Annotated in this window: 23 protein-coding genes and 1 pseudogene; 4 read left to right on the top strand and 20 right to left on the bottom strand. The window is 38.7% G+C overall.

Annotated features, from left to right (window positions below; genetic code table 11):
- Nucleotides 1-91: 91 nt before the first annotated feature.
- The 10 genes and pseudogenes from ACMX9J_RS15000 to ACMX9J_RS14955 form a co-directional block, all read right to left on the bottom strand.
- Entirely contained in the window at nucleotides 92-991 is a 900-nt protein-coding gene (locus tag ACMX9J_RS15000; protein ID WP_416225918.1) for a dihydrodipicolinate synthase family protein, read from the bottom strand.
- Between the two features lie 148 nt (nucleotides 992-1,139).
- Nucleotides 1,140-2,000, bottom strand: coding sequence for a LacI family DNA-binding transcriptional regulator (locus ACMX9J_RS14995; RefSeq protein WP_028412149.1), 861 nt, complete (start codon nucleotides 1,998-2,000; stop codon nucleotides 1,140-1,142).
- A 12-nt stretch (nucleotides 2,001-2,012) separates the two neighbouring features.
- Nucleotides 2,013-2,135 (bottom strand): annotated as a pseudogene (locus tag ACMX9J_RS14990) (LacI family DNA-binding transcriptional regulator); the annotation flags it as partial.
- Between the two features lie 145 nt (nucleotides 2,136-2,280).
- Nucleotides 2,281-3,291 carry a MupG family TIM beta-alpha barrel fold protein gene (locus tag ACMX9J_RS14985; RefSeq protein ID WP_416225917.1) on the bottom strand — a complete coding sequence of 337 codons (1,011 nt, stop codon included), beginning with the start codon at nucleotides 3,289-3,291 and terminating at the stop codon, nucleotides 2,281-2,283.
- Nucleotides 3,288-4,649, bottom strand: a complete 1,362-nt coding sequence (locus ACMX9J_RS14980) for a PTS transporter subunit EIIC (protein ID WP_033578151.1) — start codon at nucleotides 4,647-4,649, stop codon at nucleotides 3,288-3,290. The genes ACMX9J_RS14985 and ACMX9J_RS14980 overlap by 4 nt, the downstream gene beginning before the upstream one ends.
- 89 nt (nucleotides 4,650-4,738) lie before the next feature.
- Nucleotides 4,739-5,593, bottom strand: coding sequence for a MurR/RpiR family transcriptional regulator (locus tag ACMX9J_RS14975; protein WP_416225916.1), 855 nt, complete (start codon nucleotides 5,591-5,593; stop codon nucleotides 4,739-4,741).
- Nucleotides 5,594-5,605: 12 nt separating this feature from the next.
- A complete protein-coding gene (gene murQ / locus ACMX9J_RS14970; RefSeq protein WP_028412145.1) occupies nucleotides 5,606-6,511 on the bottom strand; it encodes an N-acetylmuramic acid 6-phosphate etherase in 906 nt (301 codons plus the stop codon).
- A 158-nt stretch (nucleotides 6,512-6,669) separates the two neighbouring features.
- Nucleotides 6,670-8,049: a DUF6612 family protein gene (locus ACMX9J_RS14965; protein WP_165635504.1), complete on the bottom strand. Its 1,380-nt coding sequence runs from the start codon at nucleotides 8,047-8,049 to the stop codon at nucleotides 6,670-6,672.
- Between the two features lie 215 nt (nucleotides 8,050-8,264).
- Nucleotides 8,265-8,642, bottom strand: coding sequence for an FAS1-like dehydratase domain-containing protein (locus tag ACMX9J_RS14960; RefSeq protein WP_221817883.1), 378 nt, complete (start codon nucleotides 8,640-8,642; stop codon nucleotides 8,265-8,267).
- A gap of 104 nt (nucleotides 8,643-8,746) precedes the next feature.
- On the bottom strand, nucleotides 8,747-9,400 hold the full coding sequence (locus ACMX9J_RS14955; RefSeq protein ID WP_416225915.1) for a DNA-formamidopyrimidine glycosylase family protein: 654 nt from the start codon (nucleotides 9,398-9,400) through the stop codon (nucleotides 8,747-8,749).
- A 247-nt stretch (nucleotides 9,401-9,647) separates the two neighbouring features.
- Between ACMX9J_RS14955 and ACMX9J_RS14950 the strand changes: the two genes are divergently transcribed.
- Nucleotides 9,648-10,649 carry a DUF3231 family protein gene (locus tag ACMX9J_RS14950; RefSeq protein ID WP_033578148.1) on the top strand — a complete coding sequence of 334 codons (1,002 nt, stop codon included), beginning with the start codon at nucleotides 9,648-9,650 and terminating at the stop codon, nucleotides 10,647-10,649.
- 26 nt (nucleotides 10,650-10,675) lie between these two features.
- Here the strand turns inward: ACMX9J_RS14950 and ACMX9J_RS14945 are convergent, their stop codons facing one another.
- From ACMX9J_RS14945 to ACMX9J_RS14905, 9 genes are all read right to left on the bottom strand, one after another.
- On the bottom strand, nucleotides 10,676-11,692 hold the full coding sequence (locus ACMX9J_RS14945) for a FecCD family ABC transporter permease (protein WP_416225914.1): 1,017 nt from the start codon (nucleotides 11,690-11,692) through the stop codon (nucleotides 10,676-10,678).
- A gap of 6 nt (nucleotides 11,693-11,698) precedes the next feature.
- Nucleotides 11,699-12,733 (bottom strand): FecCD family ABC transporter permease, encoded by a 1,035-nt coding sequence (locus ACMX9J_RS14940; protein ID WP_033578146.1) that lies wholly within the window; start codon nucleotides 12,731-12,733, stop codon nucleotides 11,699-11,701.
- Nucleotides 12,734-12,812: 79 nt separating this feature from the next.
- Nucleotides 12,813-13,757 (bottom strand): ABC transporter substrate-binding protein, encoded by a 945-nt coding sequence (locus tag ACMX9J_RS14935; RefSeq protein WP_416225913.1) that lies wholly within the window; start codon nucleotides 13,755-13,757, stop codon nucleotides 12,813-12,815.
- A 173-nt stretch (nucleotides 13,758-13,930) separates the two neighbouring features.
- On the bottom strand, nucleotides 13,931-14,590 hold the full coding sequence (locus ACMX9J_RS14930; protein ID WP_416225912.1) for an HAD family hydrolase: 660 nt from the start codon (nucleotides 14,588-14,590) through the stop codon (nucleotides 13,931-13,933).
- Nucleotides 14,591-14,703: 113 nt separating this feature from the next.
- Nucleotides 14,704-16,083 carry an APC family permease gene (locus ACMX9J_RS14925; RefSeq protein ID WP_033578140.1) on the bottom strand — a complete coding sequence of 460 codons (1,380 nt, stop codon included), beginning with the start codon at nucleotides 16,081-16,083 and terminating at the stop codon, nucleotides 14,704-14,706.
- Nucleotides 16,084-16,384: 301 nt separating this feature from the next.
- Complete coding sequence (gene speB, locus ACMX9J_RS14920) at nucleotides 16,385-17,341, bottom strand: agmatinase (protein ID WP_416225911.1); 957 nt, start codon at nucleotides 17,339-17,341, stop codon at nucleotides 16,385-16,387.
- 122 nt (nucleotides 17,342-17,463) lie between these two features.
- The gene (locus ACMX9J_RS14915) at nucleotides 17,464-18,840 is read right to left on the bottom strand and encodes a putrescine aminotransferase (RefSeq protein ID WP_416225910.1); all 1,377 of its coding nucleotides are present in this window, start codon (nucleotides 18,838-18,840) and stop codon (nucleotides 17,464-17,466) included.
- Between the two features lie 25 nt (nucleotides 18,841-18,865).
- Nucleotides 18,866-20,353, bottom strand: a complete 1,488-nt coding sequence (locus ACMX9J_RS14910; RefSeq protein ID WP_325077101.1) for an aldehyde dehydrogenase family protein — start codon at nucleotides 20,351-20,353, stop codon at nucleotides 18,866-18,868.
- A 135-nt stretch (nucleotides 20,354-20,488) separates the two neighbouring features.
- Complete coding sequence (locus tag ACMX9J_RS14905; RefSeq protein ID WP_028412132.1) at nucleotides 20,489-21,076, bottom strand: TetR family transcriptional regulator; 588 nt, start codon at nucleotides 21,074-21,076, stop codon at nucleotides 20,489-20,491.
- A 595-nt stretch (nucleotides 21,077-21,671) separates the two neighbouring features.
- Here ACMX9J_RS14905 and ACMX9J_RS14900 point away from each other — a divergent pair.
- Genes ACMX9J_RS14900 through ACMX9J_RS14890 form a run of 3 tightly spaced genes read left to right on the top strand, consistent with a single transcriptional unit; the run spans nucleotide 21,672 to nucleotide 24,614 of the window.
- Nucleotides 21,672-22,535, top strand: coding sequence for a glycine betaine ABC transporter substrate-binding protein (locus tag ACMX9J_RS14900; RefSeq protein ID WP_028412131.1), 864 nt, complete (start codon nucleotides 21,672-21,674; stop codon nucleotides 22,533-22,535).
- Between the two features lie 35 nt (nucleotides 22,536-22,570).
- Nucleotides 22,571-23,776 carry a quaternary amine ABC transporter ATP-binding protein gene (locus ACMX9J_RS14895; protein WP_013081886.1) on the top strand — a complete coding sequence of 402 codons (1,206 nt, stop codon included), beginning with the start codon at nucleotides 22,571-22,573 and terminating at the stop codon, nucleotides 23,774-23,776.
- Nucleotides 23,769-24,614 (top strand): ABC transporter permease, encoded by an 846-nt coding sequence (locus ACMX9J_RS14890; RefSeq protein ID WP_013081885.1) that lies wholly within the window; start codon nucleotides 23,769-23,771, stop codon nucleotides 24,612-24,614. Before ACMX9J_RS14895 ends, ACMX9J_RS14890 begins: the two co-directional genes overlap by 8 nt.
- A 38-nt stretch (nucleotides 24,615-24,652) precedes the next feature.
- Here ACMX9J_RS14890 and ACMX9J_RS14885 read toward each other — a convergent pair whose 3' ends face one another.
- Nucleotides 24,653-25,426, bottom strand: coding sequence for a class I SAM-dependent methyltransferase (locus ACMX9J_RS14885; protein WP_028412130.1), 774 nt, complete (start codon nucleotides 25,424-25,426; stop codon nucleotides 24,653-24,655).
- Between the last annotated feature and the right edge of the window lie 25 nt (nucleotides 25,427-25,451).

Raw genomic sequence — 25,451 nt, 5'->3', positions numbered from 1 at the left:
TTAATCGTTATAGTGAATGAGCTGTTTGCTTATTATCAAACAGCCCTGTTCACTAGAAATGCATGAGTTTATTCAGAACATGAACCAATTATTAAACACTGCTCTTTGGACGAATGCTATTTAGTTTATCATCTAATTCTTTGACTTCTTCTTCTGTTAAATCTATTTGAGGAGATCTCATGCCACCAACATCAATGCCTCTCAATTTTAATGCTTCTTTAAAATAAGACATGTTGCTTCCGTTTAAAAGAGCTTCACAATATTGAATAGCAACTTTTTGCATCTTTCTCGCTTTTTCTAAATCATTCGCTTTAAAGGCATTATAAGTCTCTACAAAAGGCTCGGGATAAACGCCCGATACACCGGAGACAACTCCTTCACATCCCATAGACAGAGCTGCTAAAAATAAACGATCGGTTCCGGGAAGAACAGAAAAGTTTCCATCGTTAATATTTAAATAATCATTTACGCGTAAATAGTCAGGGTAGCTATATTTAATACCAATTACATTCTTGCATGAATCTGCCACTTTTTGAGCTACCTCTGCCGTTAAATCATTGCTTGAACACTGAGGAATATTATATAAATATACGGGAAAATCATTCGGGACACTGTTTGCTACTTTTATAAAATACGTTTCTAGTTCGTTATCGTTTGCTCCAAAGAACATAGGCGTAACTACTCCGATACCGTCGGCGCCAATTTCATAGGCATGTTTTGCAAGCTCAATTGTATCTTCTTCATTCATAGCTCCTACATGTATGAATACGGTTACACGATTAGCCGCTTGTTTCACTACTGTTTCTGCAACTTGCTTTCTTTCTTTGACAGATAGACGAAGCATCTCGCCCGTTGTACCAAGCGGATACAAGCAGTGCACTCCTTTTGAAATTAAAAACTCTGTTAAATTTACTACTTTCTCTAAATCTACTTCACCCGTTTTAGTAAACGGTGTAACCATTGCTGTTGTAACTCCGTATAAATGTTTCATTTCCTTCTCCCCTTTGTTAGTAGTGAATTACTCTATATTTAGTAAAACGTTTTAGTACAACGTTTTACTAATAAAAAATAAAAAGCTTGCTCTTATATTTTTGTAAATCGGTCTCTTTTTAAAGAGACCTCATGAATGGCATTGCTTTTTATTTGATTCTCGTTGTATTACGATGAATAATTTCCAAATCAAATATCTGTTGGTCCACATCCCCATATGGATCAGAAATTGTTTTAACTAAAAGCTCTCCTGCACAATAGGCCATTTTTTCTACCGGCAAATTGACAGTCGAAAGTTTTGGGTTAGTAAATTTAGAGAACTCTTGGTTATCAAATCCCATCACTTCACAATCAGCTGGCACAGAGATGCCGTAGTCATTAAGAGCAGAAAGAGCTCCTAATGCAACATGATCACTCAAACAAATCACAGCGGTTGGAACTTTTCCTTGTTCAATAAGCTGTTTGATGCTGTCATACCCACCTTGTTCTGTATATGAACAGTAATGGTGACAATACGTAACATCAGTCTGTTCAATTCTATCTGTTACGCCTTTTACTCCTGCTTCTAAAGCCTGTGAAGACACGTCTGGAACTAAAATACTGATATGTTGATGATTATTACGAATAAAATGATCTGCTACCGCTTGGCCCGCTTCATAATTTTTGGATTGTATAACAGAGTATATAGATGATACACGATTAAATAAAACAATCGGAACACCAGGTTTAGATCGGTGAATATAAGCCTCATCAGCTGCCGTTGTATTCGCAATAATCGCTCCGTTAAAATATGAAGATGTTTGAAGACCTTTTACAGAGGAAATACCTTCTTCATTTTGAAACGTTTCGACTAATAATTTAATAGTAGGGCCGCTTTTTAATGAAGCTATGTAGTTTTGAATACCTGTAAGAATGCGTCCCACTAACGATACGCGCGTATCAATTGGCCAAATAAGAGCAATTGTTAGCTGCGCTGATTTGTCTTGTCCCCGCAAGTTACGCGCAGACATATTGGGGATATAGCCTAATTTTTTTGAAGCTGCAATTACACGCAGTTTAGTAGCTTCAGAAATTCTGCTTGCTCCCGGTTTGTTGTTTAAAATGAGGGAGGCAGTCGTAATTGAAACATCTGCTGCTTTTGCAATATCTTTAATTGTAACCAGATGACCATCTCCATTTTTAGTTTAACGTTTTACTAAACTCAGTATAACGCTTTCATTTTAGTTTGACAATTCTTTTTTCTTCCGCTTAAATAAAAAAATGGATTCGATGATGAATCCATTTTTCCTTTTAGACATTGATAAGCTTAAGCTTTTGTCCCGGTCTCACTAATGAAAGCAGCTCGTGATCTTCTTCTATTACATACCCAATCACATTCACATTAGCATTTGCAGACAAATTCCTTTTAGCTATTTGAACCTCTCCTCTGTAACGTCCGTAGCCATCATTGTCCATTGTAATTGCTCCGATTCTGCGTTCTACTGTATGAAATGGCAGCACTGGTTCTACAGATCGTGTATCAACCAAACGCAGAATGTCTCTTGATACATCCGGACGCACGCTGTACGTTCCCTGTATATGAGGTGAACGAATGCGTAGCGGAATAATGCGGTTTTCTTGATATTGAACTAAACGTTTTAATAGATTTGAACTGGCGTATGGATCTCCAATATAAACCTCCGTTACTCCGCATCCGTATAAATCTACTGCAGAGGTAAAAGGACATTTATTACGGTCTTTTTCTCTAGTAGGAAGTCCTTGATAAATAGGTCCTCTCTTTTCGCTTTCTCCAGGAATATAAGCACAAACTGGAATACGAAGTTCATTAAATAAATCTGTTTGCTGTTGAAAAAACGTTTCTTCAAGCCCTGTTTCAGGCCGCGGATAAAAATTATGCCAAGCAAGCAGCTGATGATGATGAAGGCCTGCAGATAATAGCGCTTCTATTTCTAGTTTTGACACTGTACTTGCATTAAGGGCAATATAAAACTCATCCGCAAGTAAAATCGTTTCTTCTACGCTAAAGCCATCGTCTAGTCTAATACCTGATACGCCAAGTGAAGATAGAGTCATAAGGCTTTCGATACCTAAATGAACCGGTGTATGCTTAGATACATCTGCATACACGCTTATTCCACAATCTCTAGCCACATGAAGCAATTCTTTTGCCCGTTCAGCCAAATCTCCTTTTTCCTCTGGAATGTGAAGTGAAGTGAATGCGCGTGTAACGCCGCATTCACTCGCTTCTACTAATCTTTGTTTGGCATCTCTATCGTTCAAATAAAACGAAATGCCAATCATTCAAACTCCCTCGCCATTTCATCGTTAAATCCAAAGAAATAGGTACAAATAAAGCCTGCTGCGTAAGCAATAACTAATCCAAGTAAATAAAGAAGAATTTGATGCGCATGAACTAAAAACGTAAGCGGCAAACCCGATACTCCCACTGCTACAGTTGCAATATGGAAGTGCGCCTGAAACGCTCCACCGATTCCAGCTCCAAGACAAGCGGTTAAAAATGGACGCCCTAAAGGAAGTGTGACTCCAAAAATAAGCGGCTCTCCGATTCCCAGCAGCCCTGAAGGAAGTGCGCCTCCAATTGCTCGCTTTAAGCGTTTTTTCTTTGTTTTGATATAAATAGCAAAAGCTGCACCAACCTGACCGGCTCCGCCCATTGCTAGTATAGGAAGAAGCGGATCATCTCCAATCGAATTAATAAGCTCTAAATGAACCGGAGTAAGACCTTGATGCAGTCCTGTAATAACGAGCGGCAAAAACGTTGCCCCTAAAACAAAGCCTGCTACAACTCCTCCAACCTCTAAAACTCCTAAAAGACCTTTTGTGATTCCATCTGAAATGAAGCCGCCGATTGGCATGAATACCACATACGTAATAATTCCTGTAATTAACACCGTAACGGTTGGTGTAATAATAATATCCAGTGACTGTGGGACAAATTTACGTACTCGTTTTTCTAACACGGCCATAAAGATTGCTGCAAGCAGCACTCCTATTAAGCCCCCACGCCCCGGCAAAAGTGCTTCACCAAAAAGTTTAATATCAGCTACGGCAGGATTAATGACTAAAATGCCCGCTAAGCCTCCTAGAGCTGGCGAACCACCAAATTCTTTTGCTGCATTAATACCTACTAAAATACCCAGATAGGCAAATAAACCGCTTCCGATAACAGTTAAAAGAATAGCAATCTGTGAATCTGCCGGAAGCCACTTCGCCTGCACAGCTGCTTTTGTCACTCCGGTAATAAGTCCAGATGCTACAAGAGCAGGTATCAACGGAATAAAAATACTTGCAATTCGGCGAAGCAACAGCTTAAACGGAGTTGCATTTTTTTCTTTCAGCTCCGATTTCCGCTGTGCTGCACGATCTTCTAAGTTAATACCGCCGGATTCATCAATTAACTTTCCAAATTCTTCTGTTACTTTGTTCACTTTGCCCGGCCCAATAATGATTTGCAGCGTTTCTTCTTCCACTAATCCGAGCACGCCTTCAAGTTTTCGTATATCTGCCTTTTTAACAATTGAATCATCTTTTATAGTCACACGCAGCCGCGTCATACAATGCGTATACGCTTCAATATTGGATGCTCCCCCAAGCATCTCCAAAACAGCCTTTGCTAATTGATGATTATCTAAAGACATGTTAATCCCCCTTTGTATTTTCCTCTTAGATGGATACGCCACTGAGGAAACAGACCACAAAATCCCCTTTTTGTAATCGTTTTCTTTTTTTATTTCTTATCTTTCAAAAACTGAATGGCATCTCTTGTTTTGTCAATATACTCAATCGTCTGGTCGTACTGCTGCGCTGCAATACTTAAAAATAAAACATCAATCACATAAAGCTGGGCTAAACGAGACGATGTTGCTGCGCTTCGAAACGGCGCTTCTTGAGAATAAGACGTATACAAACAAATATCTGCTAAAGACGAAACGGTAGACTGTCCGTACTTAGTTAAGCTAATCGTCTTTACTCCGCGATTTTTAGCTAAAGATAAGACGTTGCTTACTTCAGGAGTCTCTCCTGAAAAAGAAATACCCACAACTACATCGTCTTTACTTGCATTTGCGATGAGTGTAGCTGCTAAATGGCTATCCGCAAAAGCCGTCGCATTTTTATTAATTCGAAGAAATTTTTGCTGCGCATCTATAGCAATAATATGTGAAGCACCAATTCCGAAAAAATGAATGTTTTTTGCTCCAATCAGCGCCAAAACAGCCCGCTCTACTTCTTTATAATTCACAAGCTCAGCCGTATCACTTAGACTTTGAATGCTGTTGCTTGCCGTTTTTTTGACAATAGATTGAATTGTTTCATTTGTTTCAATATCACGGTATCCTTGTTCTGTATCTTTAGCTAAATCACCGGCTACTCTAACCTTTAATTCTTGAAAGCCGCTAACCCCGATAGATTTACACAAACGAATAACAGCAGCACTGCTCGCATTCGCTAGTCTTCCTAGTTCCCCAGCCGTACTGTTTAACACAGTATGCGGGTTGTTTAAAATATATTCAGCAATTTTCCGCTCCGAATCTGGAAGCTTAGCCACCGTGTTTTTAATCATTGTTAATCCGCCTGTTGACATCGTTTCTCTCCTTTATACGTAATGTTCAATCGCTTTTCTCACATACCCCCCCGCATTATTCAGTAACATCTTTGCGGTGTCGTAATTTTCATTTGTTTTGATCATAACCACTGCTGTTTTTACCTCATTATTTGCTTCTTCAAGCGTTTGACTTGCTCGCTCGTAAGAAACACCTGTAATTTTACAAATAATACCTATCGCTCGTTCCTTAAGCTTTTCATTACTCACATGAACATCTATCATTAAATTTTCATATGCTTTTCCTACTTTAATCATGGCCGCGGTAGAAATCATGTTGAGAATCATTTTATGAGCGCTTGCTGCTTTTAACCTTGTGGAACCTGTTAGCACTTCTGGACCTACTACTACCTCGATGCTATGATCTGCTTCTTTTCCAATAAGTGAATTACCATTGCAAGACAGCGCCACTGTTTTAGCTTTTACAGATTTTGCATATTTCAATGCACCAATCACATAAGGCGTACGTCCGCTTGCAGCAATTCCAATGACTGTGTCTCGTTCATTTAAATGTATTTTTTGTAAATCTGCTGCTCCCAATTCTTCTTTATCTTCTGCACCTTCAACTGCTTTCACAAATGCTTTTTCTCCTCCAGCCATTAGTCCCTGTACCTGATTGGGATTGGTACTGAAAGTAGGCGGGCATTCAACAGCATCCAATACTCCCAGCCGTCCGCTTGTTCCTGCTCCGACATAAATAAGCCGCCCTTCCTTTTGAAACGATTCGCTTACAAACTCAACTGCTACCTCTACGTCTGGAAGTACCTCTTGCACAGCCAGCGCCACTTTTTGATCTTCTTTATTCATTACGTTTAAAATTTCTTTTGTACTAGCCGTATCTATCTTCATGGTCTGCTCGTTTTGAGACTCTGTTGTTAATAACGTAAGCTGTTCATTCATCTTTTCGGCTCCTTTTTCATCATGTAGTGAAGTTATGGTTATTATAATTCGTTTAAAATATAATTTCAATAATTTATTTTATTTTTTAAAATTATATTTTAAAAAATAAAATAAAAAAAGATTTCAGGCATATAGCTGAAATCCTTTTTTATGTCTATTTATGATTGTTGAGCAAATGTTAACAGATACTCATCTTGCATTAAAACTTCGTAATCTTTTTCACCATTTCTTACGACGTGTACAGGGACTGTTTTTGCCGGAAGTAATTCAACTGGCTCACGATAGCGTTTTGCTACTCCGTCAATAAGTTCGTTTACTAACTGCTCGTTACTCAGCTCACCCGCCTGATATTTTTCTGCAAGTGGTGTCATGACTTCCGCTAATACACTTGCATCGTTAAATCCTTGAATTTCGACTTGTACGACGTACGCACCATCTTCAGCACTATACGCTGCATCTTTAATGGTATATTTTGTAGATGAAAGAGCTTTTAGAAAAGCGCTGCTTACTTCGTTTAACTGCTCATCGGTTATATTTGAGCTCAATGATGATAAAGCCCCTTTAAAATTCGTTTCAAAAAACTCTACAAACGAACTCTTTTGGAACTCCCCTTTTTCTTTTACCTGTTTCTTATCTTGCTGATTCGGATGTTTAGCAACAAATTGATCTGTATTTTGATAAACAGTGGCTTGAATTAAAGCATCCACGTATTGTCCCGCTTCCTTGGCATAGGCAGCCTGCTTTTCTTTACTTGGCGTTTCGGTGCTGCTACCATTAGAAGCAGCAGCCGCTTTTGCTTCCACTTTTGGTTTTGTTACATTGTCTAATTGGTTATATGTATACGTATACGTTTGCTTAGACTTTGAGTTTTCTGTTTTTCCGTCTACTTTAACTGAATACGACTGATTTTTTACTACTTTCTTTATTTGCTTCGTTTCTTTATCAATTGTCACAATAAGCGAAAAATCTTTTCCTTTAATTTGGTCAAGGTCTACAGCAGTATCGCTGCCTTGATTTGTTATTTTATAATAAGCTTTAGCATCACCTGCTACAATTTTTTGCTTTTTGTCTTTGTCTCCGTTAAATGTTAATACATACTCTTTGCCTTTTTCGGTGACGTCAAATTCATTTGGAAGATTTTTATCATATTTTTGGTAGTAGCGTATTGGATTTTGTTGAAGCTCCCTAGCGTTATTAATTAAAGCCTTAACGTACTTTTTTTCTTCTCCCTGTACTTTTGTGCTTTCTTCTCCAGCCACAGCTAACGTTTCATTACCGTCATGATACATCTTCAATTCTTCGCCGTTCATTTTTGTGTTAATGTAACCTGCTTTACTTTTAAAATCAAACTCTTGTACTCCGTTGACTTTGTAATCAGACGATCCTTCTTCTTTCCCATTGACTTTCACTTGAACATTTTTCACCTTTTCTTGTGCTTCTTTCACGTCACCCGTTAATTCCTCTGAAGACGGCATCCCACATGCCGAAAGCAATAGAGCGAATGATAGTGCTAAGCCGGTATTCATTATTTTTTTCATCTAAGAAACTCCTTTTTAAATATTTTTCCAAAAATAAGAATCTATGTACTTAGTAAATACACATTTTTACCATTTGTGAAACTCAACTTTACTAAATTACCATGTTTACATGTAAATGGTAACCAACAAAAGAAGGAAATTGAACAATAAAAAAGCCACGAATCCGTGACTTTTTTAACAACCTTCATAACTTATTTTTTGTTAGCGCTTTTATTTCAATCTCTTATAATTCCATTACTTGTCCCTATCAGTACTTCTTTACCTTCTTGATTTCGATACACTGATTTGATTTTCACTTTTTGAAAACCATCTGCTTTTTCTACTTCAGTTAATATACATTCACAGGTAACTGTATCTCCTGCAAAAACTGGACGAAGAAATTCACTCACCATTTCTCTTGCAATGTAGTTTAAGTCTCCCCCTATCTTTGTCCCAATACTAGCAGTCATAAGCCCATGTACCATTAGCCGCCCTTTTTCGTCACGTTCTATATGATGTTTGCCCCGGTCTCCAGTCATCTCCGCAAACTGCATGATTTCTTCCTCTTGAAACGTTCTTTGCCACGTAAATGTATCTCCTGCTTTACATTCCATCTTATCCCTCCCCTTAAGATTATGACTTTACTTTTTAACTATATCACAAAAATGAACAGTCATTCATTTTCACATCAAAAAAATAGCAGAATAAATATATCCTGCTATTTCTGACAAGTAGGACAGTAATAAAGCCTTCTAGAAGCAGCTTGGACTTTTAGAATAGGCGTGCCGTCAATTCGACAAGCTTCTCCTTCACGGTTAAAAACCCAGTGGCGGTATGCAGAGCGCTTTTGCCCTTTCTTTTTTAACGATTCAGCAAGCTTTACATCATTTGTAATGCCACCTGTTTTATAGGACTGTTTTACAAGAGAAATGGTTGCTTCAGCTGCCTTTTTAAGCTGTTCTTCCGTGCAGTCTATGGGACGAGCTGCAGGGTTAATTCCCGCTACAAATAGGATTTCACTGCGCAAGTAATTGCCAATCCCAGCTATAAAGCTTTGGTCTAGCAGCAGCGCTGATTTTTTTTCATTATGAATTGCAAGGCGCAGCTGTCTGTTTGTAGATGGATAATTGTAAGATGAACGAACATACCATTTTCCATAAAGCTGATTATGTGAGTAAATGGTATAGCCGTTGTCAAAACGAATAAGCATAGCTTTTCCTTTTGTATCTACTCTCTCAATACGAGCTCCTGTTAATACTTCTTCATAATGTTGCAAAGATGGAAAAGCAAACCATATCTCGCGAACAGGAAGACCGATAATCGCTTTTTCCACTTCGTCGGCTGCTCGTCTAATTTCTGGACCTTCTGGCATATAATGAAACTCCTTTCTTGCCTAACTTTCTTCATTTATTATTTCGGTTTTATTTCTGCTTTGCAAGAAAGAAGCGGCTGCGCCCTTCTTTTGCTAAAAGAACCTTTAAATTATGCATGACGTTTACTCTTATAGTAAAATGTTGATACCTTTTTTACTTTCTATAGTGTTTATCTTACTTCCTTTGACTTATACTAGTTGGTAACCTTTTAGAAACTTGTTAATTACTTAGCATGAGGAGTTTATTATGAATAATCAATCATTTTCTCCACTATCAGCCGCTGAGATGGCTGTTATTTGGAAGCAATATATGAACGATAAAGCGATTTCTTGTATGCTCAAACAATTTCTTTGTCATGTAGACGATTTAGAGATTCAAAAAGCGATTCAAGGTACACTGCATATCACAACAAAAAACAGTGATGCGCTCACTGCTATCTTTTTAAAAGAAAATATGCCAATCCCGCTTGGTTTCGGAGAAGAAGACCTTGACGCTGAAGCTCCAAAATTATTTTCGGATTCTTTTTATTTGCTTTATTTAAAGCATATTTCAAATGTCCTTCTGCTGTCAGCAACTACGGGCGTCGATGTTGCCGCAAGAAATGATGTACGATCTTTTTTTCGCAGCTTGCTGTTAAAAGCAGAAAAGCTTAACCAAACGATTACAGATTTGTTGTTAGAAAAACAAATTTTTATAGAACTGCCTCCCATTCCTATTGCAGATGCGTCTGATATGAACGATAAAGAACTCTTCTTAGGAAGCTATTTTGATGAAAAGCGGCCGTTAACCGTCATTGAAATTTCTCATATCGTGTCAAGCATACAGACGAACTTAATTGCAAAGGATTTAATTTTAGGGTTTGCTCAAACAGCTCCTTCTCAGGACATTCAGGCTTTTTTATTAAAGGGTAGAGAGCTTGTGCAGCAGCATATTGAATCCCTGTCACAACCGCTAATGGTAGAAAACATACCGGTCACAATGAAGTGGGATTACGGAGTAGAAAAGTCTTCTGTTCCTCCATTTTCAGAAAAACTCATGATGTTTCACCTAGCTGCGATGATTACTGAAAATGTACGTGGCTACGGGCTTGCGATGTCAACAAGCCCCCGTTTAGATCTCGCTTTAAACTATACAAACTTCACGACTGAAATTTTGGAATATGCCAAAGAAGTATCAAGAATAAGTATTGAACAAGGATGGCTAGAAGAGCCTCCGCATATTCCATTTCCCAAAATTCACTTGGAATAAAAATAAGCTCGCGCTAAAGCGCGAGCTTATTTTTTAGATTCTCTCCACAGTAAATAAAGAAAATACGGAGCGCCGATAATGCCAATGATTAATCCGGCCGGAATTTCAATCGGAGGAGCAATTCCTCTCCCAATCAAATCTGCTGCTAGTACAAACAAAGCTCCAAGTAAAGCGGCTGTAGGAATCAGTTGTTTATGTCTCGGTCCCACTAACCGTTTGGCCACATGAGGAATAATAAGCCCGACAAAGCCAATGGTGCCAACAACCGATACAACAGCAGCCGTCATTGCCACTGCGCTTGCTAGTAATACTAGACGAATTAGCTCTACTCTAGCCCCTAGCCCTCGAGCCACTTCATCGCCTAAATGAATTAAATCTAACCGAGCAGCTAACAGCCAAATCAGCGGTACTAGTATAACGACCCACGGAAGTAAACCAATCAATTGATCCCATGTTCTTCCCCATAAGCTGCCGCTCAGCCAAATGAGTGCTGCGTTTACGTTTGGATTTGCTTTTGAAATTAACAAGTGAATACCGGATGAACAAAAAGCGCTGACCGCTACACCTATTAACGCAAATCGAATAGGTTCTACTCCTTTTTTATAAGCAAGCAAATAGACGATTACGAAGACAAAGGAGCCTCCTGCAAACGCAGCGACTGATAAAACAGACGGACTTGCTAAAGGCAGTAAAATAGTGACTGCAACAGCAGCTAACCCTGATCCGCTTGAAAGACCTAATGTATCTGGACTAGCGAGCGGATTTCTCATAATAGACTGTACGACGACTCCGGACACAGCTAGGCCGGTCCCGGTTAAAATAGCCAGCAAAATACGAGGCAGGCGAAATTCTACCAAAATAGACGTCAAGTCAGGATCGCCAATGCCAATAAAAGACGTAATAATATCTAAAGGAGGTATGTTAATGTCTCCTAAGCTAAGGCTTATCACGCTCAGCGCTATAATTAAGACAGAAAGAATGATAAACAGGCCGACAGACTTGAATCGAGATGGCTGCTTTTTTGTTTTATTGACAGTCTGCATATATACTCATGCCTTCCTTTCTGTTTTTTTGCGTCTCGCTAAGTAAATAAAGTACGGTGTTCCAAGAAGTGCTGTCACTGCACCTACAGGGGTCTCATACGGGTATGTAATAAATCGCGACAATACGTCTGCTAATAGCAATAAAGATGCTCCAAGCAGCGCGCTCATTGGCAAAACAACTCGGTAATCTACACCTATTAAATAGCGCACCATATGAGGAACAACAAGCCCTACAAAGCCAATGGGACCCGCAATCGCCACTGAAACACCAGCTAATACAATCACAACAACTGCAGTGAACGCTCTAATGGCAAAGACTCGCTGCCCGAGTCCTCTAGCTACATCATCTCCTAAAGATAGCAAAGAAGACGCTCTTCCCAGACCAAACGCAACAAGCAGACCTACAATGCTAAAAGGAAGCAACACGTGAACATGTCCCCAGTCCCGCCCAATAACTGAGCCGGTGAGCCAGAACATAACGCCTTCTGTTTTGCTTTCATTAAAAATTAGCAGCGTTTGTGTAAGAGACATAAGCATACCTTGTATAGCGACACCCGTTAAAGCAAGCTTTACATCGCTGTCTCCTCCTTTAATCAACGAACTCATGACGTAGACAATAACAGCAGCAAAGGCGCCTCCTAAAAATGCTCCAAACACCCCGCCAATCATGCTTACACCTGGCACTAAAACCGTTAAAAATACCATTGCCGCTGATGCCCCGGCATTAATACCAAAAATACCAGGAGAAGCTAATGGGTTTCTAGTTAATGCTTGCATCAACGCTCCGGCGACAGCCAAATTAGCACCAACAAATGCCGTGACCAATAAGCGAGGCAGACGGACAGTTTGAATAATCGATTGTTCTTTTGATCCGTCAAAATCTAGTAAAGCTTGCTTAATCGTCCCAAAAGAAATATGTATAGAACCGATGGAAATAGATAAAAACATAGAAATCAGTAAAAGAATGATAACAGCAAGAAAAATAGCTATTATGCGAAGTGGAGATTTGTTTCTTTTGGATAAACCGTGAACAGCTTTCATAGTAGACTGCGCCTCCTTCCATTTGAAAGTTCAATAAAAAGAAAAAAACAACCCCGCTGGATTGTTCTTTTCTTCGTTATTATTTGCCTTCAAATAATAACTTTTCTGCTTCATCTGCAATACCATTTGCACCTTGTACACTTCGGCGAAGAGACCATTTAAATACATCAACTTCATACACTTGATTATTTTTAACCGCTTTTAGCTCTTTCCATAATGGCTGTTTTGCTAAAGGCGTATGACCTTTTTCATTTCGCATAACAATGAGTTTGTCTGGATCTGCTTTTACGAGCTGTTCCATTGTCATTTTTACACTGTACTCTTTTGTAGGATCTGTTAATGCATTTTTGAAGCCTAATTGCTCAAGAACACCCGTTGTAAAGAAATTTGAAGTTCTAGCATTAATATTACCATTTGCATCAGCGATAACAAGTACATTGCCCGGATTTTTTGGCGCTTTTGCTTTTAAATCTTTCATTTTTTGCTTATGCTCTTCTACAACTTTTTCAACTTTTTCCTTCTTGCCAACCGCTTCTCCTACTTTTAACTCCGTATTTAGTAAATCATCGTAATTAGCATTTAAATTTTTTAATTCAATTGTTGGCGCAATTTTCGATAATTCTTTATATACATTTTTATGACGTTCTGAATCAGCGATAATCAAATCTGGCTTCAACAGTTTAATCGACTCCAAGCTAGGCTGTGCTCGCGTGCCAACTGATTTGTATCCTTTGATTTCTTTTAGTACATCTTTATCAATAAGCTGTTCTGCTTTATCATCATCAGCTACTCCTACAGGTTTAATACCAGCATCTAACAATGCATCAATAAAACCTAACTCTAATACAACTACTCGCTTTGGATTTTCTTTTACTTTTGTCTCTCCAAGCTCATGTTTAACCACTCTTGTTTTTTCATTTTTTTCATCGGCTGAATTTTCCTTGTTCGTACTGCTGCAGCCGATAAGCATTCCGATTGCCAGCATTGTAATAAAAGCCAGCAGTCCTATTTTTTTCTTATTCAAATGTCATTCCTCCTGCTTGTATCTTTATGTAGATAATTGACTCTTGAAACTGATAATCGTTATCATTATATCAGTTTTATCTATTTAAACAAGCTGATTCGTTATTTTTTAATTAAAAAAGTTATACCCATTCTATAAAAAAAGAAAGGACGCAGTAGGAGCGTCCTTTCTTTTTAATCTTCAATACAAAGATACTGAATCACTTCTTTTAAACTTTTCTCTTTCATCGATTCGATATGTAAGTGATATCTTTCGAATGACAGATGTTTAGTTAACGGATTTGGTACAATCACACAGCGCAAGCCTGCTGCCATGGCAGCTCTTGCTCCATTAGAAGAATCTTCAAATGCTAAAGCTTCAGAAGGCTCTACGCCTAGCTTTTCAATTGCATTTCGGTAAAGAGCCGGATCTGGCTTCACTTTTTCTACATCATCGCGCGTTTGAATGACTTCAAAATAGTGCAGCAAATCTAGCTCTTTTAAAAATGCTGTTACCCAGTCGCGATATGAGCTGCTTGCTAAACCAATTTTTAATCCAAGTTCTTTTGCTTCTGCCAAGTACTCTGCTACACCTTCTCGGGCTACTAATGATTTCATTTTTTCTTGATGACGTCTTAACGATTCTTGAGCCAGTTCCTCTTTCGTGAACTCATTGTTAAACTGCTGAAGCAAATAATCGTAAAGTGCCGTAGCATCCGTTCCCACATAAGAAGCAAACGTTGCAATCGGTAGATCTACTCCCCTGTCTTCTAACATTTCGCGGTACACCTCGTACCACACTGATTCTGTATCAATAATTAATCCATCAAAATCAAACACAACTGCTTTAATCATAATTTACCTACCTTTTTCTATCTTATCGTTCTTACATAGTAACACGTTCAAAATACGTAATCCATAAATGTGGCTTCCTTAATAAGATAGGCTTAAACAGGTAGTTTCTATCCTTACTTTTCTCCGACTTTCATCAAAGGTGACATTTCTTCTGTTTCCTTAAACTCAATGGAAGACAGCTGCCTTCTAAAACCTTTCGTTGCATACACCAAATAAACTAAACCAGCAATCGCCCAGCCAATCCCAAGTAAAAATGAATTGCGCTCCAAGTTAAGCCATAAAACGCCAATCGCTGCTGCTCCTAATAGTGGCATAACAATGTATGACAAAAATCCCTTAGCCGACCGGTGCTGCTTTTGATGAACAGCATAGTGCGCGATAACCGAAATATTAACAAAAGAAAACGCAATGAGTGCTCCAAAATTAATAAATGAAGTAGCCGTTGCCAGACTGAAGAAAATGGCAGTTGCTGATACAACTCCGACCAATACAATATTTCGCGAGGGAGTGCGCAGCTTAGGATGAACATAACCAAAAAATGACTGAGGTAAAATTCGATCCCGTCCCATTACGTATAATAAACGTGAAACGCTTGCATGCGATGACATGCCTGATGATAATGTTCCTGCAATTCCTCCAGCTAAAAAGACAATTTGAAACAGCGTGCCGCTCACATACATAGCAATTTCAGGAGCTGCAGCGTCTGGATGCTTGAATCCTTCTAACGTTGGAAAAACCGCTTGGATAAAATAAGATGTCACGGTAAACATGACTCCTCCAATTAACGCAACTAAAAAAATAGCTCGCGGAATCGTTTTTTTAGGATTGGGCGTTTCTTCTGATAACATGGCCACTGCATCAAACCCTAAATAGGAAAAACACATAAGTGTCGCTCCCGCTATTAGCCCTGATGACGTCATGTTCTGATTAAAAAAAGGCTTCATAGAAAAAAGGGTTCCTTCCCCCATTCCGCCTAGCAACGCTTTGACTGAAACAGCAACAAACAATACTAAAATCGTCATTTGAAATACAACAAGAAACGTATTGAAATTGGCGGTGAAATTAACGCTTCGTAAATTTAGCAGCGTAACGATAATGACGAAACTGACAACCCAAATCCACGATGGTACCGAAGGAAAAATAGATGATAAATAAATTTGAAAAATAAGTGCGTTAACCATCGGTAAAAAGAGATAATCCATTAGTGCAGACCAGCCAACTAGGAACCCTAAATGTGGATTGATTGTCTTTTGCGTATATGTATAGGCTGAGCCTGCATTTGGAAACACTTGAATCATCTTTTTGTAGCTTACTGCCGTGAGAAGCATCCCGACAAGGGCTATGATATAAGATGTGGGAACGTGTCCATTCGTCATATCAGACGCAATCCCAAACGTATCAAACACTACCATCGGAGTCATATATCCGATCCCCATTAATACAATCTGCCATAATTTCAACGACCTTTTTAATGTTACTGTTTCATGTTTCATTTATCTTCCCCCTTCACTTTATTAAGAACATTCTGACAATTTAACCCATAAATGCATATGATTTAATTTCTTTATATAAAAATGAATGACTTTCATTCATTTTTATATAAAGAGTTGTTACATTTACTATAAGCAAATATATGATTTATTTCTTTAAGTTGGTAAGGGTTGCTAACAAACTATCTTTTTCTTTTATCATATTATGAAAGCGCTTTATTTTAAATAGCTATATATTCCTAATCTCCTGCTATATCCACGCAGAAATACCCTCTGAATAAGAGGGATTTCTGCTTACAAACTGTTATTTAATCATCGTATCCAATGACTCTCTTTTCGTTTTCACTGCAACTAAACTAGCAAAATCATGAATGATTGTAGCTGCAAGCAAAGAGGTTATCTGCGTTGGATCATAAGCGGGCAGCACTTCTACCAAGTCGAATCCAACATAGTTAAATCCCGTCAGAGAACGGATCATTTGCAGCGTTTCTCTGCTGCTGAATCCGCCTACTTCAAGCGTTCCCGTTCCCGGTGCACACGAAGGGTCAACAAAATCAATATCAAATGTTAAAAAGCACGGGGTATCTCCAATCGCTGTCTTCATTTGCTCCAAAATCAATGAAAACCCTTGATGTTCAAGCTCTCTTGCCGTTACTACATGGTAACCGAGATCTTTGCTTTCTTGAACATCTCCCGGATGATTTAATGTTCCGCGAATACCAATTTGAAAAACTTTCTTCGGATCTACTAGCCCTTCTTCATATGCGCGTATAAAAGGAGATCCGTGCCAATATTTTTCATCATAATACGTATCCCACGTATCTGTATGAGAATCAAAATGAATCATAGCCACTGGGCCATATCTTTTAGCAGCAGCACGAAGGCTTGCTAAAGTAACAGAATGATCTCCTCCGATTCCAATTGGAACGATTCCTCTATCCATAAGAGCTCCTACCGCTTCTTCCATCAATTCATAGCTTCTGTGAATATTGTGCGGAATAACCGGCACATCACCAATATCAATGGCATTTGTATCATCAAATGGGTATACGTCGTGTACCGGGTGATAAGGAAACAGCGTCATGGAAGCTTGACGAATGGCTTGAGGTGCAAAGCGTGCACCTACTCTGAAAGATGCTGCCGTATCAAACGGCATTCCTACTAGCCCTACTTTTGCATTTTTTCTTTCCGCTGGCAGCCTCATAAATGAGCCCGTTGTACAAAACTCTGGTTTGACATCTGGGGACAATGGATATTTCATAATTTACTCCTCCGTTTCAATGATTTCAGTTAGTCGCTAGGCATTTCCACTACTAAAATCATTGAAAGCAATACAGGAATAAGAAACGTTTGACGACTCATATTCATTGCTCCTTGTTACATTTATTGGTGGTTCAGCTCATTTAATACTTTTTCAAATGTAGAAATGACTTGATCTACTTCTTCAGCTGCAATAGTCAACGGTGGCTCAATACGAATTGTTTTAGAGTTTACAAGCGTCCCAGCTACTAGAATTCCTTCATCAAACATTCCCTTAGAAAGCGCGTAGCCAATTTCATCTTGGTGGAACTCAATTCCAATCATTAAGCCTTGCCCTCTGATTTCAAGTACTTTATCTCCATGGTTTTCAGCAGCTTTCTTTAAACCAGTAAGGAAATATTCTCCTAGCTCTTTTGCACGGTTTGGCAGCTGTTCTTCAATCAACACGTTAATAGTTGCAATAGCCGCTGCGCAGGCAAGCGGGTTGCCTCCAAACGTTGTTGTGTGCATAAACGGATTATCAAAGAAGCTTGAAAACACTTTTTCTTTTGCTACAACCGCGCCAGCAGGCATAACTCCTCCTCCAAACGCTTTAGCAAGACATAAAATATCGGGTACAACATCGTATAATTCTGATGCAAACATTTCACCGGTACGTCCCATGCCTGTTTGAACTTCATCAAAAATTAAGATAGCGTCGTACTCATCACATAGTGCACGCACTTCTTTTAAATAATTTTCAGGAGGAAGAATAATGCCCCCTTCTCCTTGAATTGGTTCTAATAAAACAGCTGCCACATCTTCCCCTACAAGCGCGCACGTTTCAAATGTTTTGCGCATCATGTCAATATCACCAAACGGTACATGACGGAAACCTGGAATTAACGGCAGAAATGGTTTACGGAACATTCCTTTTGCCGTACCTGATAAAGAACCTAGACTTTTTCCATGAAAAGAACGTGTTGTGGAAATAAACGTTGTTCGATCACTATACATTTTCGCTAGTTTTAAAGCGGCTTCTACACTTTCTGTTCCGCTGTTTGTGAAAAAGGAATACTTCAAATCCCCCGGTGTAATATCTGCTAAAATTTTAGCAAGCATCGCACGAAGTGGATCTAATAAGTCTTGGCTATGAAGGGCTTGACGCTGAAGCTGATCTTGAACAGCTTTGACTACTTTAGGATGACGGTGTCCCACGTTATAAATTCCAAACCCGCCCAAACAATCAATGTATTTTTTACCGTTTACATCCGTAAAACAAGAACCTTCATCTGACCATTCAACAGCTGCAAACTGCGTATCCACCGTTACTGTTTTACGATATTCTAAAAAGCCTGGGTTGACATGCTCGCGAAATCCGTCTACTGTTTCTTTCGTAATCCACTGTGCTTCTTCAGCTGACACTTCGCTTTTTTCAATAAGTCCCAGCACTTTGTTGATGTATTCGTTTACTTCACCATATGCTTTGTTTACCTCTTGATTTTTCGTCACTGTATTCATTTTAATATCGCTCCTTCTCTACTTTTTAATTTTTAAACCAGCCGATTGGCTCTACTTGTAAATTAATATTAATTTGTTTTACTTCTTGAAATTCTTCCAATCCAAACGTGCCCAGTCCTCGGCCAATTCCGCTCTGCTTATATCCGCCCCAAGGTGCTTCGTTAAACGTAAAATGATACGAGTTTACCCAAGTGATGCCCGCACGCAGCTTTTTAATCACCCGAAGAGCTTTTGCACCGTCAGTTGTAAACACGCTGCCTGCCAAACCATATTCCGTATCATTTGCAAGCTTAATAGCTTCTTTTTCATCTTTAAACGTTTGAATAACAACCACGGGCCCAAAGATTTCATCTTGCACAATTTTCATATTTGACGTAACGCTACTAAAAACCGTAGGTTCTACAAAGAATCCTTTTTCCAATCCACTGCTGGTGATTCGATTGCCTCCACATACAAGGCGGGCGCCTTCTTGCTTTCCAATTTCGATGTACTTTAATACTTTTTTCATATGTTCTTCACTTACAAGAGGACCCATTTCAATCTCTTGGTCCATTCCATTTCCTACTTTAATTTTTTGAGCACGTTCTGCAAAACGTTCGATAAATCGCTCAGCAATGCTTTCTTCTACTAAAATACGAGAACCTGCAGCGCAAATTTGGCCGCTCCCTGCAAAAATTCCAAACAAGGCATAATCTACAGCTGTTTCAAAATCAGCGTCAGCAAATATAATGTTCGGTGACTTTCCTCCAAGTTCTAAAGATACCTTCGTTACATTTTCTGCTGCTTGACGCATAATGTGTTTTCCAGTTACCGTTCCGCCTGTAAAAGAAATCTTATCAACACGCTTATCTTGAATAAGCGTATTTCCCACAGTATCTCCGGCTCCCATAACAAGGTTTGCCACTCCTTTTGGCAATCCTACGCTTTCTAAGATCTCAAAAAGTTTTGTAGGAGTAACTGGTGTCACTTCAGAAGGTTTAAATACAATCGTATTTCCTGCAGCTAAAGCAGGTGCAATTTTCCACACGCTCATTAATAGCGGATAATTCCAAGGTACAATCAATCCGCACACGCCGATTGGTTCTTTTATAACCATTGCTTGCATAGGTGCAGGAACGCTGTACGTTTGACCGTCTGGCTTTGTAATTAACCCAGCGTAATACCTAAAACAAGCAGCTGCATCTTCCACATCAGCCTCAGCTTCACGATAGGGCTTTCCGTTATCCATTGTTTCTAATGTTGCTAGTTCTTCTTTCGCTTCCTCAAGCTTATCGGCAATCTTGAATAAGATGGCTGCTCTGTCAGATGCAGAAGTCTCAGACCAAATTCCGTTGTCAAAGGCTTCTCGTGCTGCTTCAATTGCTGCTTTCATATCTTCTGCGCTGCCTTCTGCAGCATATCCAATCACTTCACCTGTCGCTGGATTAACAGTAGAGCGCTGCTTCTCTGCTTTTCTCCACTCTCCGTTTATGTACATATTCAAGGTTAAAGTTTTAACGGCTGTACGATCCATAAAATACCTCCTTATCGAATAACGACTGATTGTCAGTCATTTTAAACCTTAAAAAACTTATAATTCTGATAATTAATTGTATATTTTGAATGAATGTCAGTCATTTTAGTAGATGTAATATCAGCAGTGCTAATATTACACGGATGGCACAAGAGAACGCTTTAAGAATTGAAAAAGTTCTTCCTTTGATTGCTCAAGTGTGACATCTTGCTCTCGCCCGATATAAAAAAGTTCAGCAGCATTTTCAATCAAATTAATCATCGTCTTAGCTGTCCATTTAACGTTAAGCTGCTTGATGACTTCTTCCTTTCTAACAGCCTGATTTAATACCTCTTCAAACCAGTTGTAATAAGGTAAATAAATAGCTTCCCATGTTTCTAATGAATAGTCAAAAGCGAGCCCTGAATAGCATAAAACAAGAACATCCCTATATTCATCTGTTGTTTTATACGTTTCGTCAATCATTACCTCTAATGTACTTAAAAAATCCGTTGCTGTTTTAGCTCGTTCTTTGATTTTTTCAAGTGACAAAGAAAGTAAGTTTTCTGCAATAGCCGGAACAAGAGCATTTTTAGATCTGAAATAAAGATAAAAAGTCCCTTGTGCTACGCCTGCACGCTTTACAATGTCTGAAATTGATGTTTTATCAAGTCCTTTTTCAGATATGACTTCAATCGCTGCCTGTAAAATCTTATCGTATTTTTCACTTGTGCTTGTAACCAACTTTTTCCCTCCACCTATAAAATGAATGACTTTCATTCATTTTACTATAAGAAGTTGAAATTATGCAAGATAAAATTTTCTGAATCTTTAAATTCAATCAAAAATTTATCCGTATGCTGGCTTCAAAAATATTTTTTTATTTTATCAATTTCCTCTCACGTTTCTTATATGTCTCACTGTTATCTTTCTTCCTTTTACAATTCAAGGTAAAAGCTGATGCAAAGCTCTTTAATCACCTATTCTTCCTAAAAAATAACTTTATTAAAAAGATATTTTTTCGTATCGGTTTATACGGCTCAATTGCCGAATTACTCTTGACTTGAAGTTGACGGAGTAAAAAAAAGAGTGATAACATGTAAGACTGATTCTACAGTCACTTATTTTATCCATTTATTTCCCATATTTTCTCTTAACTACGATGTACATTTTTAGCTAAAAATAACTTTATAACGCCGAAAAATCACCCACTCTATTTCACATTTTATATTTTTTATGTTTACCACCTAAAAAAACCGGGTATACACTTCGTTGTGTTTAGCATCCGTTCTACATATCAGTCATATTGATTTAAAACTTTATAAAGGAGTTACATTGCATGAAGAAACTATTTTTAATCAGCATGATTTGTTTTCTTCTAGTTATTACTTCAGCTTGCGGCAACGGTAATGGCGCCTTTAAAGATAAAAAAACCATTACCATCGGCATGAATAACTATACTGAAAACATTGCCTACACGTACGTATGGAAACAGATTTTAGAAGATCGAGGTTATAAGGTTAGAACTGTTTTCTTAGAGAAAGCCGGTGTTTGGGTAGGAACAGCTAATAACGACATTGATATTTCGTTTGCACCATGGCTTCCTACAACAGATGCGCCTTTTTACAAAAAGTATAAAGATCAAGTAAACATTGAAGACCCTTGGCTTAAAAATGCGCGCTTAGGATTTGCGGTTCCCGCCTATATGAAAGACGTGAACACAACAGAAGACCTTGCTAAGGTTGCTTCTGATGTCGATAACAAAGTTATTGGAATTGACCCAGGCTCCAGCATTAACGGATTAGCCGAACAAGCGTTAAAAGATTATAACCTTAAAAGCTATACGCTTGTAAAATCGTCTGAGGCAGCTATGCTCAGTGAACTGCGCAAAGCCTATGAGGCAAAAAAACCAATTGTTGTTACTATGTGGAATCCTCACTGGGCTTTTGCAGACTTTGACATCAAATATTTAGAAGATCCTAAAAACTCGTTTGGAGACCCTGACAACATTTACACAATGACAAGCAAGGAATTTAAAAAGACAAATCCTCAAGTCATAAAATGGATGAATAATGCACAGATGAACGATAAATTAATCAGTCCTCTTCTGTCACAAGTTGAAAAATCTTCAAACCCTGAAGAAGCAGCACAGAAATGGGTAAAAAAACATAAAAAGTTAATCGATAGTTGGACGAAAAAGTAATGAACGTAAAAGAAAACAACAATTGAGGTGGACATATGGAACACGTAAAATTAAAAGTACAAAATATAACCAAAGTGTTTGGTAAGAATCCGTCAAAAGCGATTGATTTACTTCAAAAAGGAAAAACAAAAAAAGAAATTCTAGAAGAAACAGGAATGACAATTGGAGTTAATCAAGCAAACTTCGAAATCAAATCCGGTGAAATCTTCGTCATTATGGGCCTGTCTGGAAGCGGTAAATCCACTTTAGTTCGCATGTTTAACCGCCTTGTTGAACCAACATCTGGATCTCTTATTTTAGACGGTGACGATGTAGTAAAAATGAACAAAGAGGAACTTCGCGACATGCGCCGAAAAAAAATGAGCATGGTTTTCCAAAACTTTGCTTTATTCCCTCACCGTACGGTTCTTGATAACACAGAATACGGATTAGAAGTTCAAGGTACACCAAAAGCCGAACGCGAAAAGAAAGCAAAAGAAGCGCTTGAATTAGTAGGTTTAAAAGGATACGAAAATCAATATCCCGGTGAACTGAGCGGCGGTATGCAGCAGCGCGTCGGACTAGCTCGAGCACTTGCCAATGACCCTGACATTTTATTAATGGATGAGGCATTCAGTGCACTAGATCCGCTTATTCGTAAAGACATGCAAGATTTTTTGCTGGAGCTTCAAGAAAAAATGGAGCGAACAATCATTTTTATTACCCATGATCTTGATGAAGCTCTTCGAATCGGAGATCGCATCGTTTTAATGAAAGACGGCAGTGTTGTTCAAGTAGGAACACCTGAAGAAATTATGACAAACCCTGCCAATGATTATGTAGAGCGCTTTGTCGAAGACGTTAATGTAGCTAAAGTATACACAGCTGAAAGCGTGATGAATCGTGCCGAATCCATTACCGTAGACCGTGGTCCGCGCGTGGCTCTTAAAATTATGCAAGAAGCTGGTTATTCAAGCATCTACGTCGTAGACAAGAAAAAAACTCTTCTAGGAGTTGTAACGGCAGATGATATCAGCCGCGCCATTAAACAAGATAAACTGACAGCAGACGTATTAGATACGGATATTCCGACTGTTACGACAGATACGCTACTAGAAAACTTGTACGACAAAATGGTTATCAGCCGTTTCCCGCTACCGGTTGTAGATGAAAACCATCGTCTGCGCGGCATCATTAAAAAAGAGCGAGTGATTGAAGCACTTGCCGGTACTGATAGTAATGAGGTGAACGTAAATGAATAGTATTCCTAAAATTCCCGTTGGCAATTGGATTGACCATTTTGTCACGTTTTTAAATGATAATATCAAAGGGTTTTTTGATGTTATTTCAGCTATTGTCGATGGTATTGTAAGTTTTATTGTACTAGTGCTAACCTTTCCACCAGCATTAATTTTAATCTTAATTGTCGGAATCATTGCTTGGTTTTCAAGTAAAAAATGGTCATTTACTATTTTATCGATGATTGGTCTATTATTTATTCTTAATCTTGGCTACTGGCAAGAAACAATGGACACACTAGCCCTCGTTTTAACAAGCGTATTAATTTCAATTATAGTAGGAATCCCACTAGGCATTTGGGCATCTCAAAGCGAAAAGACAGCTCGGATTATTACGCCAATCTTAGACTTTATGCAAACGATGCCGGCATTTGTGTATTTGATTCCAGCACTTTTCTTCTTTGGAATTGGTGTGGTTCCAGGTGTTATCTCATCTGTTATCTTTGCAATGCCTCCAACGATTCGCTTAACGAACCTAGGTATTCGTGAAGTACCCGCTGACTTAGTAGAAGCAGCAAATGCCTACGGTTCAACAACAAAACAAAAATTATTTAAAGTACAGCTTCCATTAGCTACAAAAACAATTATGGCAGGAATTAACCAAAGCATCATGCTATCTCTTTCAATGGTCGTTATTGCCTCTCTTGTAGGTGCTCCGGGACTTGGTGCAGAAGTATATCGTGCAGTTTCTCGACTTGAAGTCGGCACGGGCTTTGAAGCTGGAATTTCAATCGTTATTTTAGCAATTATTTTAGACCGTATTACGCAATATTTTGGAAATCGTTCAAACCAACGAGCATAAGTAAAAAAAGAAGCCAACTCACCGGAGTTGGCTTCTTTTTATTTATGTTTGTAGCACGCTACAAAGATTGCTTCTCCTTGAAACGATTCAATTCCCTGTTGATTCGTTTTGATTTCGAAAAACTGTTTAAATCCGCTTGGTACATTCAGCATATATTGAGTAAGCTCACGCTTTGTCTCTTGGGGAACATTCATCATCGCACACCAGTCATCAAATAAAAAGCGCTTTGGAAAAGTTGTCAGCACTTCTGTACGGAATCCTTGCATTTCAAGCATAGAAAGCCACTCTGTTTTTTTATAAGCACGATAATGGCTTGGATCTCTTGTCTTTTCAACTCGATTATAAAACTCGTCATAAGCATTCACTTCCGGTGCTACATTATCAATGAGCAAGAACTGTCCTCCTGGCTTTAACACTCGGTATACCTCTTTGATGAACTGTTTAATATTAGGAAAATGGTGCGGTGCAATTCTGCACGTTACCGTATCAAACTCGTCATCTTGAAATGGCATATCCTCAGCATCTCCTTGAACAAACGATACATTTTCATGACCATTTTCTTTAATGAAGCCTTCAGCACTTTGCAACATTTGAGGAGTTAAGTCAAAAGCCGTTACTTCTTGAAAGACAGGTGCTAGCTTATTTGCCACGTGTCCTCCTCCTGTCGCTACATCAAGCAGCTTTCCTCCTCTATTTTCTTCAGCAATTTCCGCTAAAACCGCTAAATCTTTGCCTTTTGCATGACCTTTACTTTTGACATACTTTCCGGCATTCCCCCCGAACTGACTGACCACCATTTCTTTATTACTCATCTATTCTCCCCCCATTTCCCTCTTT

Source organism: Priestia sp. RMT2NF4 (assembly GCF_047872835.1).
Lineage (GTDB): Bacteria > Bacillota > Bacilli > Bacillales > Bacillaceae_H > Priestia > Priestia zanthoxyli.
This window is presented reverse-complemented; position numbering and strand designations above follow the sequence as displayed.

What these genes read in the sequence shown, in the direction of transcription:
- ACMX9J_RS14890 (WP_013081885.1), top strand. Translation starts at nt 23,769, where the DNA reads ATGAATAGTATTCCTAAAATTCCCGTTGGCAATTGGATTGACCATTTT.
- ACMX9J_RS14915 (WP_416225910.1), bottom strand. Translation starts at nt 18,840, where the DNA reads ATGAATACAGTGACGAAAAATCAAGAGGTAAACAAAGCATATGGTGAA.
- ACMX9J_RS14955 (WP_416225915.1), bottom strand. Translation starts at nt 9,400, where the DNA reads ATGCCAGAAGGTCCAGAAATTAGACGAGCAGCCGACGAAGTGGAAAAA.
- ACMX9J_RS14900 (WP_028412131.1), top strand. Translation starts at nt 21,672, where the DNA reads ATGAAGAAACTATTTTTAATCAGCATGATTTGTTTTCTTCTAGTTATT.
- ACMX9J_RS14910 (WP_325077101.1), bottom strand. Translation starts at nt 20,353, where the DNA reads ATGGATCGTACAGCCGTTAAAACTTTAACCTTGAATATGTACATAAAC.
- ACMX9J_RS14975 (WP_416225916.1), bottom strand. Translation starts at nt 5,593, where the DNA reads ATGTCAACAGGCGGATTAACAATGATTAAAAACACGGTGGCTAAGCTT.
- ACMX9J_RS14995 (WP_028412149.1), bottom strand. Translation starts at nt 2,000, where the DNA reads ATGTCTGCGCGTAACTTGCGGGGACAAGACAAATCAGCGCAGCTAACA.
- ACMX9J_RS14885 (WP_028412130.1), bottom strand. Translation starts at nt 25,426, where the DNA reads ATGAGTAATAAAGAAATGGTGGTCAGTCAGTTCGGGGGGAATGCCGGA.
- ACMX9J_RS14985 (WP_416225917.1), bottom strand. Translation starts at nt 3,291, where the DNA reads ATGATTGGCATTTCGTTTTATTTGAACGATAGAGATGCCAAACAAAGA.
- ACMX9J_RS14895 (WP_013081886.1), top strand. Translation starts at nt 22,571, where the DNA reads ATGGAACACGTAAAATTAAAAGTACAAAATATAACCAAAGTGTTTGGT.
- ACMX9J_RS14930 (WP_416225912.1), bottom strand. Translation starts at nt 14,590, where the DNA reads ATGATTAAAGCAGTTGTGTTTGATTTTGATGGATTAATTATTGATACA.
- ACMX9J_RS14940 (WP_033578146.1), bottom strand. Translation starts at nt 12,733, where the DNA reads ATGAAAGCTGTTCACGGTTTATCCAAAAGAAACAAATCTCCACTTCGC.
- ACMX9J_RS15000 (WP_416225918.1), bottom strand. Translation starts at nt 991, where the DNA reads ATGAAACATTTATACGGAGTTACAACAGCAATGGTTACACCGTTTACT.
- ACMX9J_RS14960 (WP_221817883.1), bottom strand. Translation starts at nt 8,642, where the DNA reads ATGGAATGTAAAGCAGGAGATACATTTACGTGGCAAAGAACGTTTCAA.
- ACMX9J_RS14950 (WP_033578148.1), top strand. Translation starts at nt 9,648, where the DNA reads ATGAATAATCAATCATTTTCTCCACTATCAGCCGCTGAGATGGCTGTT.
- ACMX9J_RS14980 (WP_033578151.1), bottom strand. Translation starts at nt 4,649, where the DNA reads ATGTCTTTAGATAATCATCAATTAGCAAAGGCTGTTTTGGAGATGCTT.
- ACMX9J_RS14925 (WP_033578140.1), bottom strand. Translation starts at nt 16,083, where the DNA reads ATGAAACATGAAACAGTAACATTAAAAAGGTCGTTGAAATTATGGCAG.
- ACMX9J_RS14965 (WP_165635504.1), bottom strand. Translation starts at nt 8,049, where the DNA reads ATGAAAAAAATAATGAATACCGGCTTAGCACTATCATTCGCTCTATTG.
- speB (WP_416225911.1), bottom strand. Translation starts at nt 17,341, where the DNA reads ATGAAATATCCATTGTCCCCAGATGTCAAACCAGAGTTTTGTACAACG.
- ACMX9J_RS14945 (WP_416225914.1), bottom strand. Translation starts at nt 11,692, where the DNA reads ATGCAGACTGTCAATAAAACAAAAAAGCAGCCATCTCGATTCAAGTCT.
- murQ (WP_028412145.1), bottom strand. Translation starts at nt 6,511, where the DNA reads ATGAATGAACAGCTTACGTTATTAACAACAGAGTCTCAAAACGAGCAG.